At 58.4% G+C, this 11,642-nt stretch carries 9 protein-coding genes; 7 read left to right on the forward strand and 2 right to left on the reverse strand.

Annotation, left to right across the window (positions count from 1 at the left end; genetic code table 11):
- Nucleotides 1-12 precede the first annotated feature (12 nt).
- The 7 genes from CUC55_RS02260 (at nt 13) to CUC55_RS02290 (ending at nt 9,142) form a co-directional block, all read left to right on the forward strand.
- Nucleotides 13-1,572 (forward strand): ABC transporter ATP-binding protein, encoded by a 1,560-nt coding sequence (locus CUC55_RS02260; RefSeq protein ID WP_170063805.1) that lies wholly within the window; start codon nt 13-15, stop codon nt 1,570-1,572.
- Nucleotides 1,562-2,650: an ABC transporter permease gene (locus CUC55_RS02265; RefSeq protein WP_067652630.1), complete on the forward strand. Its 1,089-nt coding sequence runs from the start codon at nt 1,562-1,564 to the stop codon at nt 2,648-2,650. The genes CUC55_RS02260 and CUC55_RS02265 overlap by 11 nt, the downstream gene beginning before the upstream one ends.
- Nucleotides 2,650-3,570, forward strand: coding sequence for an ABC transporter permease (locus CUC55_RS02270; RefSeq protein ID WP_103086853.1), 921 nt, complete (start codon nt 2,650-2,652; stop codon nt 3,568-3,570). The genes CUC55_RS02265 and CUC55_RS02270 overlap by 1 nt, the downstream gene beginning before the upstream one ends.
- 34 nt (nt 3,571-3,604) lie before the next feature.
- Nucleotides 3,605-4,678: a BMP family ABC transporter substrate-binding protein gene (locus CUC55_RS02275; protein WP_067652636.1), complete on the forward strand. Its 1,074-nt coding sequence runs from the start codon at nt 3,605-3,607 to the stop codon at nt 4,676-4,678.
- Nucleotides 4,679-4,986: 308 nt separating this feature from the next.
- Nucleotides 4,987-6,345, forward strand: coding sequence for a bifunctional UDP-N-acetylglucosamine diphosphorylase/glucosamine-1-phosphate N-acetyltransferase GlmU (glmU, locus tag CUC55_RS02280; protein ID WP_067652638.1), 1,359 nt, complete (start codon nt 4,987-4,989; stop codon nt 6,343-6,345).
- A gap of 99 nt (nt 6,346-6,444) precedes the next feature.
- Nucleotides 6,445-8,271, forward strand: a complete 1,827-nt coding sequence (gene glmS, locus CUC55_RS02285; RefSeq protein ID WP_103086854.1) for a glutamine--fructose-6-phosphate transaminase (isomerizing) — start codon at nt 6,445-6,447, stop codon at nt 8,269-8,271.
- Between the two features lie 184 nt (nt 8,272-8,455).
- Nucleotides 8,456-9,142 carry a DUF502 domain-containing protein gene (locus CUC55_RS02290; protein ID WP_103086855.1) on the forward strand — a complete coding sequence of 229 codons (687 nt, stop codon included), beginning with the start codon at nt 8,456-8,458 and terminating at the stop codon, nt 9,140-9,142.
- On the opposite strand, the gene CUC55_RS02295 is transcribed toward CUC55_RS02290, so the two are convergent.
- The gene (locus CUC55_RS02295; RefSeq protein WP_067652644.1) at nt 9,127-9,384 is read right to left on the reverse strand and encodes a hypothetical protein; all 258 of its coding nucleotides are present in this window, start codon (nt 9,382-9,384) and stop codon (nt 9,127-9,129) included. The two genes, CUC55_RS02290 and CUC55_RS02295, sit on opposite strands and share 16 nt — an antisense overlap.
- Nucleotides 9,385-9,390: 6 nt before the next feature.
- Complete coding sequence (gene recG, locus CUC55_RS02300) at nt 9,391-11,496, reverse strand: ATP-dependent DNA helicase RecG (RefSeq protein WP_103086856.1); 2,106 nt, start codon at nt 11,494-11,496, stop codon at nt 9,391-9,393.
- Nucleotides 11,497-11,642: the final 146 nt, after the last annotated feature.

Below are 11,642 nucleotides of genomic sequence, written 5' to 3' on the forward strand. Positions count from 1 at the left end.
GTGACGGGATCGGTGACGTCTGAGGCCTTGCCTCTATTGTCCGTTCGCCAGCTGACCAAGCTGTTTGGAACATTCGGCGCTTGCAATGCGATCGATCTCGATATTGCACCCGGTGAAATTCATGCGCNTTTGGGTGAGAATGGTGCTGGCAAATCCACTCTGGTCAAGATGCTTTTTGGCGTGCTGGAGCCATCGGCAGGTGATATCCTGTGGAAGGGCGAGCCGGTTCGCATCGGTTCCCCAGGCGAGGCGCGTCGGCTCGGCATCGGCATGGNTTTCCAGCATTTTTCGTTGTTCGAAGCGCTGACGGTTGCCGAAAACATCGCGCTGTCGCTCGACCCGAAAATCTCGCTGAAAGAGATTGCCCGTGAGGCAGAAGCGTTGTCCAAGGCCTATGGCTTGCCGCTTGACCCTTACGCTCATGTCGCCGATCTTTCGGTGGGCGAGCGTCAGCGTATCGAAATCGTCCGCGCCCTGCTGCAAAACCCTCAACTTATTATTCTGGACGAGCCGACCTCCGTGCTGACGCCACAGGAAGCGGACCGGTTGTTTGAAACACTGGCGAAGCTGAAGGCCGAGGGCCGCTCGGTTCTTTACATCAGTCACCGGCTGGAAGAGGTGCAACGCATCTGCGACCGCGCCACGGTTCTGCGTCATGGCGAAGTCACGGGCGCCTGCGATCCCCGCAAGGAAACACCGTCTTCGCTAGCGCGCATGATGGTGGGTTCCGATGTCGCTGGCATTGAGCGCGATGACACCGGTACAACCGGTGACGTGAGTGTGGAAGTGATCGGTCTCTCCGTTGCAGCCCGCACGCCCTTTGCCGTTTCTCTCAAAGACATCTCCATGAAGGTCCGCGCTGGCGAGGTTCTGGCCATTGCCGGTGTTGCCGGTAACGGGCAGGGGGAATTGTTCGACGCTCTCTCCGGCGAATATCCGGTGGCNAAGGATGACTCGATTTTCCTGCGTGGCAAGCCTGTCGGTCGCATGGGTATCAATGGTCGCCGCCTGCTGGGTGCCGGTTTCGTGCCCGAAGAGCGCCACGGCCACGCCGCCGTGCCGACCATGACACTGTCTGACAATCTGCTTCTGGCCCGCTGTCGCTCCGACAGAAAAGCCTTCCTCAGCGCTGGGGTTCTAAAGGTCATCCGCAGTTCCACCATCAAGAATGCCGCCAAGCGTATTTCAGCCGCCATGGATGTTCGCAAAAGCGGGGATGATCCGCTGGCGGGTTCGCTTTCGGGTGGAAACCTGCAAAAATTCATCGTCGGTCGTGAGTTGGATCGCCAGCCGTCGGTGCTGGTCGTCAACCAGCCGACCTGGGGCGTGGATGCGGGTGCCGCCAGCCGTATCCGTCAGGCGCTGGTCGATCTTGCCAAGGCAGGTTCGGCTGTCATCGTCATCAGTCAGGATCTGGATGAAATCTTTGAAGTGGCCTCCAGCATTGCCGTTATTTCCGATGGGCGTTTGTCGCAATCCTATCCGGCGGGCGAAATGACGCGTGAAAAGATCGGACTTCTGATGGGCGGTCTTGACGCTGGACATGCGGAGGCTCAAGCCCATGCGCATTGAACTCGAGAAACGGACCGGCGTCTCAAACATTTTCGCCTTTCTGTCGCCCTTACTGGCGCTTTTCCTGACGCTTGTCTTCGGCGCCATCATGTTTGCGCTGCTGGGCAAGAACCCGTTCAGCGCGCTCTACAGTTTCTTCATCGATCCGCTGCTGGAAGTCTGGTCATTGCATGAGCTGGCAATCAAGGCCGCGCCGCTGATCCTCATCGCGGTTGGCCTGTCGATCTGCTATCGCTCCAACAATTGGAATATCGGTGCCGAAGGGCAATTCACCACCGGCGCGATCACGGGCTCCATTTTGCCGGTTCTGTATCCTGAATGGCAATCGCCGATGATCCTGCCGCTGATGCTGATCATGGGGGCCATGGGTGGAGCGCTTTATGCGGGCATTCCGGCGCTGCTGAAAACGCGTTTCAACACGAATGAAATTCTGACCAGCCTGATGCTGGTCTATGTCGCCCAGCTGTTCCTTGACTGGCTGGTGCGCGGCATTTGGCGTGATCCGGCTGGCTATAATTTCCCGCAGACGACGCCGTTCAACGAAAGCGCCGTGCTGCCTGAGCTTCTCGAATCCGGTCGCGCCCATTGGGGCATCGTCTTTGCCATCATCGCCGCCATCGCGCTGTGGTTCATGATGCGCTTCATGCTCAAGGGATTTCAGGTGACCGTGCTTGGCCAGTCTCCAAGGGCAGGGCGCTTTGCCGGTTTCTCTTCACGCGGCATGGTGTGGTTTTCGCTGGTTCTGTCCGGCGCCATGGCGGGGCTTGCGGGCATTTCGGAAGTCTCAGGCTCCATCGGCCATTTGCAGCCTTCGATTTCGCCTGGTTACGGCTTTACCGCTATCATCGTCGCGTTTCTCGGTCGCTTGAACCCGCTCGGCATCATCGCATCCGGCTTCGTGCTGGCGCTGACCTATCTTGGTGGCGAGGCAGCGCAACTGTCTATCGGTGTATCCGACAAGGTCACACGTGTGTTTCAGGGGTTGATGCTGTTCTTCGTGCTCTCCTGCGATACGCTGATCATCTACAAGATACGGGTCCGTTTCGGGCGCGGCAGCAACATCGAAGGAGCCGCATGATGGATATGTTTCAGGCGATCCTTCTGACCGTCATTACCGCTGCAACGCCGCTGGTCATCGCCGCTCTCGGCGAGCTGGTGACGGAGCGTGCAGGCGTGCTGAACCTCGGTGTCGAGGGCATGATGATCATGGGTGCCGTCTGCGCCTTTGCTGCCGCCCATCTTACCGGTTCTCCCTATATCGGCATCGTCGCCGGTATCGCATCCGGTGCTGTCTTCTCGCTGCTGTTCGGTTTCCTGACGCTGACGCTGGTGACGAACCAGGTGGCGACGGGGCTTGCGCTGACGCTTCTGGGTCTCGGTGTGTCCGGCATGTTGGGTGAAAGCTTCGTCGGCCTTCCCGGCGTCAAGCTGCCGCCTATCGTCTTTCCGATGCTGTCCGAAATTCCCGTTATTGGACCTGCGCNTTTCCGGCAGGATCTGANTTTTTACATGTCGATTGCGCTGGTCATCGGTATTGGCTGGTTTCTGTTCAAGAGCCGCGCGGGCCTCAAAATCCGTGCCATTGGCGATAATCACGGCTCCGCCCATGCGCTGGGCATCAACGTCATCCGCACGCGCTACCTTGCCGTCATGTTCGGAGGTGCCTGCGCGGGGCTGGCCGGGGCGCAGCTGTCCTTGGTCTACACGCCGCAATGGGTGGAAAACATGTCGGCCGGACGCGGCTGGATTGCGCTGGCGCTGGTGGTGTTTGCCTCCTGGCGGCCATGGCGGGTTCTGGCGGGCGGCTACCTCTTTGGGGCCGTCACCATCGGCCAGCTGCACGCGCAGGCTTTCGGCATCGGCGTACCGTCCCAACTTCTTTCAGCAATGCCTTACATAGCGACTATTGTGGTCCTCATCATCATCTCCCATAATCGTCGCACAACGCTGATCAACACACCGGCATCGCTCGGCAAACCGTTCGTTCCGGATCGCTAAAAACAAAATCAAACCTAACCAATCAGGGGTAAAAATGAAGAAACTTATCATCGCACTGGCCGCCTCGGCCGCCGCCATCGTCGGCGTGGTTCCCGCAGCCCAAGCCGCAGACGCCAAGAAGGTCTGCTTCGTTTATGTCGGCACCAAGACTGATGGCGGCTGGACGCAGGCGCACGATATCGGCCGTCAGGAATTGCAGACGCATTTCGGCGACAAGATCGAAACGCCTTTCCTCGAAAGCGTTCCAGAGGGACCAGATGCCGAGCGCGCAATCGAGCGCATGGCCCGTTCCGGCTGTGAACTGATCTACACGACGTCGTTCGGCTTCATGGACGCGACGGTAAAGGTTGCCCAGAAATTCCCGAAGGTGAAGTTCGAACACGCAACCGGCTTCAAGAACGCCGAGAACCTCGCCACCTACAATTCGCGCTTCTACGAAGGCCGCTACATTCAGGGCCAGATCGCAGCCAAGATGTCGAAGAAGGGTGTCGCCGGTTACATTGCGTCCTTCCCGATCCCTGAAGTGGTCATGGGCATCGACGCCTTCGTTCTGGGCGCGCAGTCGGTTAACCCGGAATTCAAGGTCAAGGTCGTATGGGCCAACACATGGTTCGACCCCGGCAAGGAAGCCGATGCTGCCAAGGCGCTGATCGACCAGGGCGTCGATATTCTGACCCAGCACACCGACACCACCGCTCCGATGCAGGTTGCTGCCGAGCGCGGCATCAAGGCCTTCGGTCAGGCATCCGACATGATCAAGGCTGGCCCAACCACGCAAATGACGGCAATTGTCGATACTTGGGGCGCTTATTACATCAAGCGCACACAGGCGCTTCTCGATGGCACATGGAAGTCAGAATCGATATGGGACGGCCTGAAAGACGGCATTCTCACCATGGCGCCTTACACCAACATGCCTGATGACGTGAAGAAGATGGCTGAGGAAACCGAAGCCAAGATCAAGTCCGGCGAGTTGCACCCCTTCACCGGCCCGATCAAGAAGCAGGATGGCTCCGAGTGGCTGAAGGCTGGCGAAAAGGCTGAAGACAAGGTCCTTCTCGGCCTGAACTTCTACGTCGCAGGCGTGGACGACAAGCTGCCGCAGTAAGCAGTTCGCTTGCTCTCCGTCGTCATCCTCGGGCTTGTCCCGAGGATCTACCTAGGTCTCCTGAATTGCAACGTGGTAGATGTCCGGGACATCGTCGGACTTGATCCGGGGACCAAGCATGACGACCGTGGAGTTTCACCAATTCAAGCCGCGCCCGTAAACAGGCGCGACTTTTCATATCCCGCTCACGGCAGGTTTCCTGCTGTCACGCAATTTCCATGGTTTCTTTATTCTCGAGCGTTTATAGCGTGGCGAAACAGTCTGCCGTTTGATTGGCGGCCAAATGAACGATCAAGTCGGAGATATCAATGGAACGCAGTTGCCTCGCCGTCATTCTCGCCGCTGGTGAAAGCACACGCATGAAATCGTCCATGTCGAAGGTGCTGCATCCTGTCGCTGGCCGGGCAATGATTGCGCATGTGATGCAGGCTGTCGCGGGCGCAGGCGTCAGTTCTGCTGCACTCGTCGTCGGCCGTGATGCGGACAAGGTGGCGGATGCGGCGCGGAGTGCTGGCGTCAGCGTTGAGCCGTATCTTCAGAAAGAACGTCTGGGCACCGGCAACGCCGTTCTGGCGGCGCGCGCGGCTATAGAAAGCGGTTACGACGATATTTTGGTCGCCTATGGCGACGTGCCGCTTCTGACATCCGAAACACTCAACAAGGCGCGTCAGGCGCTGACTGACAATGTCGATGTCGTGGTCATCGGTTTCCATACCGATAAGCCGGCCGGTTACGGCCGTCTGCTTGTTGAGAACGGCGAACTCGTTGCGATCAGAGAAGAGAAGGATGCGACGGAGGAAGAGCGCAAGGTTACCTGGTGCAACAGCGGCCTGATGGCGATCAATGGCCGCCGGGCGCTCGATTTGCTCTCTCGCATCGGCAACAACAACGCCAAGGGCGAATATTATCTGACGGATATCGTTGAAGTCGCCCGTTCGCTGGGCGGCAAGGCAGTTGCCATCGATGCGCCTGAGACAGAATTGACCGGCTGCAACAATCGCGCTGAACTGGCTTATATCGAAAAGCTCTGGCAGGAGCGCGCGCGCCATCAGTTCATGATTGACGGTGTGTCGATGATCGCGCCGGAAACCGTGTTTCTATCCTGGGATACAAAGATAGGTCAGGATGCATTGATTGAGCCCCACGTGGTGATCGGGCCGGGTGTGACCATCGAATCCGGTGCTGTCATCCACGCATTTTCGCATCTCGAAGGTGCGCATGTGAGCGGTGGCGCGACCGTTGGTCCCTACGCACGGCTGCGCCCAGGTGCAAATCTGGCCGCCAATTCCAAGGTCGGCAATTTCTGCGAGGTCAAGAAGGCCGAGATCGGCGAGGGGGCCAAGGTCAATCACCTCACCTATATCGGCGACGCCTTCATAGGAGCTGGCAGCAACATCGGGGCAGGGACGATTACCTGCAATTATGATGGTATCAACAAGCATGAAACGCGCATTGGCAAGAATGCCTTTGTCGGCTCCAATTCATCGCTGGTCGCACCTGTTGCGATTGGTGACGACGCCTATGTCGCGTCCGGTAGCGTCATTACCGAAGATGTACCCGCAGGTGCTTTGGCTTTCGGTCGCGCGCGGCAAGAGACAAAGGAGGGGCGAGCCGAGGCTTTGCGCGCCCGTGCGCAGGCCATCAAGGACGCCAGAAAAAAGTCCTGAGATCGTAACGGATAGACACTGAAAGTGACTGCAACCGCAATTGCAGATTTCGCGGAAATCGCTAGGACTTCCGCTAGCTAAAATGTTTTGGAGAAGTGCATGTGCGGCATAGTTGGAATTGTTGGAACGCAGCCGGTTGCGGAGCGCCTTGTGGAAGCGCTGAAGCGTCTGGAATATCGGGGTTACGACTCCGCTGGCGTCGCAACGATTCATAATGGCGCACTCGCCCGCCGCCGTGCCGAAGGCAAGCTTTTCAATCTGGAAAAGAAGCTGTTCGATGAGCCCCTATCAGGCCTGACCGGCATCGCCCACACCCGCTGGGCGACCCATGGCGTTCCCAATGAAACCAATGCCCACCCGCATTTCGTGGATGGCGTCGCTGTCGTTCACAATGGCATCATCGAAAATTTCTCAGAATTGCGCGACGAATTGACGGCGGAAGGTGCCGTCTTCACCACGCAGACGGACACGGAAGTCGTAGCGCAGTTGCTGGCGAAATTTACGCGCGAAGGGCTTGGTCACCGCGCCGCCATGCTGGCGATGCTCAACCGCGTGACCGGTGCCTATGCGCTGGGCGTGATCTTTCAGGATGATCCTGACACGCTGTTGTCTGCCCGTTCCGGCCCGCCGCTCGCTATCGGTTATGGAAAGGGTGAAATGTTCCTAGGGTCAGACGCCATCGCTCTGTCGCCCTTCACCAATGAAATCACCTATCTGGTCGACGGCGACTGCGCCATCCTGACGCGCGATGGCGTGGAGATCATTGATTTCGCCGGCAATCCAGTCGAGCGTCAGCGTCAGATTTCGCAGGCAACGGCGTATGTCGTGGACAAGGGCAACCACCGCCACTTCATGGAGAAGGAAATCTACGAGCAGCCGGAGGTGATCTCTCACGCGCTTAGCCATTATATCGATTTCGCTGAGAAACGCGTGAAGGATGCCGACCCTGCCATCGACTTCGCCAAACTGACAGGCCTTGCCATTTCCGCCTGCGGCACGGCCTATCTTTCCGGCCTCATCGGCAAATACTGGTTCGAGCGTTATGCGCGTCTGCCGGTTGAGATCGATGTCGCTTCGGAATTCCGCTACCGCGAAATGCCGCTTCTGCCCACGCAGGCTGCAATTTTCATTTCTCAGTCCGGCGAAACCGCTGATACGCTGGCATCGCTGCGCTATTGCCAGGAAAACGGCCTGAAGATCGGCACCGTCGTCAATGTGCGCGAATCCACCATGGCGCGTGCGTCGGATGCGGTGTTCCCGATTCTTGCCGGTCCCGAAATCGGTGTGGCCTCCACCAAGGCCTTCACCTGCCAGCTCGCGGTTCTCGCATCGCTCGCCATTGCCGCTGGCAAGGCGCGCGGCACATTGACGGTTGAGCAGGAAACGGACCTTGTTCGCCACCTGATCGAAATGCCACGCATGATGAGCGAAGTTCTGAACACCATCCAGCCACAGATCGAAACCCTGTCGCGCGATCTTTCCCGCTTCAAGGACGTGCTCTATCTCGGGCGCGGCACCAGCTATCCGCTGGCGCTGGAAGGCGCGCTCAAGCTCAAGGAAATCTCCTATATCCACGCCGAAGGTTATGCCGCTGGTGAGTTGAAGCATGGGCCTATCGCGCTGATCGACGAGAACATGCCTGTTATCGTGATCGCGCCGCATGACCGCNTTTTCGNAAAGACCGTTTCCAACATGCAGGAAGTCGCGGCACGCGGCGGCAAGATCATCTTCATCACGGACGAGAAGGGTGCTAGCGCCTCCAAGCTCGAAACCATGGCAACAATCGTTCTTCCGAACGTGGACGAGATTATCGCGCCCATGGTCTTCTCACTGCCGATCCAGCTTCTGGCCTACCACACCGCCGTTTTCATGGGGACGGATGTGGACCAGCCGCGCAATCTGGCAAAGTCGGTGACGGTGGAGTAAAATCCGCGGTCACGACCGCGCCAGATACCGCTCGATAAGCCGTGGCGATAACGCACTTGCGAACAGGATTTTGTATCGCAGTGCACATCGGCTCGATAATTCACTTGAAAGGCGGAACGCGTTTCGCCACTGTCCGTTTCAAGAAAGTCTTCATCTCTGAAGTTTCTCGAATTTATGCGGATTCATGACCGAAATCCCTGTCAAAATCTCCTTCGCAACCCGCTTGCGCAACAGCTTCCTGACCGGCGTGCTCATCCTTGCGCCCGTCACGATCACCATGTGGTTGGTCTGGACATTTCTGCAATGGGTGGACAGTTGGGTTAAGCCCTATATCCCGGCGCGTTACGATCCTGAGCAATATTTCGATGTCGCCATTCCGGGTTTCGGCCTTCTGGTGGCTGTCATCGGCATCACGCTGATCGGTTTTCTCGGTAACAACCTCATCGGCAAATGGATCGTGGGCGTCGGCGAGTCCGTTCTGAACCACATGCCGTTTGTGCGGCCGATCTATAAAAGCATCAAGCAGCTGTTCGAATCCGTTCTGAAAGAGCATTCCAGTTCCTTCNAAAAAGTAGGCCTCATCGAGTTTCCGTCACCCGGCACATGGGCGATGGNTTTCGTTGCATCTGACGCCACCGGCGAGATGGCCTACCGCTTCAACGAGATCGGCCAGGAAATGGTCGCGGTCTTCCTTCCGCCGACGCCGGTTCCGACGGCGGGCTTTCTGTTGTTTGTGCCNAAAGATAAAATCATCATGCTGGACATGTCGCCGGAAGACGGGGCAAAGCTTTTGATTTCAGGCGGCCTCGTCGCACCGGANTTTACGCCGAAGACCGCAGTCGAGCCGGTGCCTGATCAATCGTCGTCATAGACTTCCGTCGATGTCGACGTTGAATGGAACACCGGTACAAAAACGCGCATATAGACGAACTTTACGCTCCAGCCTTCTTCCAGCGCTTTTGCCCAGGCTTTTTTGCGATCCGGTTTTTTGAAGTTTTTGCCAATTGCCTTCTTCTCGCTTTTCGCGAAGGTTTCCGGCAGCAGCAGGTTGTCAGGAGAGCAAAGGGCGTAGCCCTTGCAGAAAGCTGCGGGCGGTAGGGGCATGTCATTCATGATGGGTCAGCCTGCATGGAGGAAACGGATCGCTTCGTCGCGGCGATGGAGATAGAGCAGGGTTCTGAGGTTGCGGCCACGGTCGCTCACCAGTTCCGCGTCGCGTTCTATGATGTAGGCCGCATCCTTGCGGGCGATTTCCAGAAGGTCGGCATGGGCTTCGAGACTGGCGATGCGGAAGCCCGGTGTGCCGGACTGGCGGGTGCCAAGAAGCTCACCTTCGCCGCGCAGCTTCAGGTCTTCTTCGGCAATCAGGAAGCCGTCCTCGCTGTCGCGTAGAATGGAAAGGCGCGCTTTGCCGGTTTCGCTAAGCGGTCCCTTGTAGAGCAGAATGCAGGTGGATGCCTCCTCGCCACGCCCCACGCGTCCCCGCAACTGATGAAGCTGGGCGAGGCCGAAATTCTCGGCATGTTCGATAACCATGATCGTCGCATCCGGCACGTCGACGCCCACTTCGACCACAGTGGTCGCCACCAGCAGGCGGGTCTCGCCGGTCTTGAAGGCCAGCATTGCTGCGTCCTTCTCGGGCCCGCTCATACGGCCATGAATGAGGCCTATGTCTGCGCCCAGTGACTTCGACAGAACGGCGTGACGTTCCTCCGCCGACATGAGATCGGATTCCTCCGATTCCTCTACGAGAGGGCAGATCCAGTAGGCTTTCTTGCCTTCGGAAAGAGCACTTCGCAGCCGTGCGACGATATCGCCGATGCGCTCGGTTGGAATGGTTACCGTCGTGATCGGTTTGCGGCCCGCCGGTTTTTCAGTGAGCTTTGAAACGTCCATGTCTCCGAAGGCGGCCAGAACCAGCGTGCGGGGAATGGGCGTTGCCGTCATGACCAGCATATGCGGAGAGATGCCCTTGGCGGTCAGCCGCAGGCGTTGATGCACACCGAAACGATGCTGCTCATCCACCACCGCCAGTACGAGGTTCTTGTAGCTGACGCTATCCTGAAACAGCGCATGCGTGCCGATCACGATCTGTGCCTCACCGGATGCGATGCGGTCTTCGATGTCGCGGCGTTCCTTGCCCTTGGTGCGGCCTGTCAGAACCGCGCAGGAAATGCCAGCCGCTGTGGCGAATTTTGAGATCGTCGCGAAATGCTGGCGGGCCAGAATTTCGGTCGGTGCCATTAGCACGGCCTGACCGCCAGCCTCCACGGCGGTGGCCATGGCCATCAATGCCACCAGCGTCTTGCCCGCGCCGACATCGCCTTGCAGCAGGCGCAACATGCGGTCTTCGCCCGCCATGTCGGTCAGAATGTCCTTCACCGCAGCGCTTTGGCTCGCCGTTAAAGAAAATGGCAGGTTCTCCAGAATTTTGGCGGCAAACTCGCCTTTGGCGCGGATTGGTCGGCCGGTGACCTTGCGCAGCCTCTGGCGCACCAGCGCCAAGGAAAGCTGACCGGCCAAAAATTCGTCATAGGCGAGGCGTCGGCGTGCAGGGGCCTGTGGGTCGATATCGGCAACGTCGCGTGGATCATGCAGATCGCGAAAGGCATCGGCCACATGCGGAAAGCTCTCACGCGCCGCAAGTGCTTCGTCGATCCATTCTGGAAAGACCGGCANTTTAGTGAGCGCACCATCGATCGCGCGTCTCAGGACCTTGGGCGAAAGCCCTGCGGTCAACGGATAGACTGGCTCAACCAGCGGCAGGTTCTCCGCCTCCGAGACCTTCACCATGAAGTCTGGGTGCACCATGGAGGCACGACCGTTGAACCAGTCGATCTTACCGCTGACCATCACCTCTTCGTCCACCGGCAGTGCTTTGGACAGCCAATCGCCTTTGGCACGGAAGAAGGTCAGCGCCAGTTCGCCGGTCTCATCATGCAGGNAAACACGGTAAGGGGCAGAGCGATTGCCCGGCGGTGCTGGTTGGTGGCGGTCCACGCGTCCCTGAATGGTGACGATGGCGCCCTGTGGCGCGAGCGCAATGCCCGGGCGGTTGCGACGGTCTATGATGTTGTAAGGCGCGTGGAAGAGGAGGTCGATGACACGGCTTTCCTCGGCGCTTTCCCGGCCCAAAAGCTTCGCCAGCAAATCGGCAAGCTTCGGCCCTACGCCGGTCAGCGTGGCGACGGTTGCAAATAGCGGATCGAGGAGGGCGGGGCGCATGGCGAGCAAAATCGTGGAAGGGCGTGCGCAATGCAAGAGCGGCGGGGCGATAAACTCGGTTTATCACCGGCAGTTTTTGGCATGTGCGGCAATATTTCGATAAAAACCGGTTCCCAATCGTTCCTGTCCTGTTCTATAGGAAAGGC

It is taken from the genome of Agrobacterium bohemicum, from assembly GCF_002896715.1.
Lineage (GTDB): Bacteria > Pseudomonadota > Alphaproteobacteria > Rhizobiales > Rhizobiaceae > Agrobacterium > Agrobacterium bohemicum.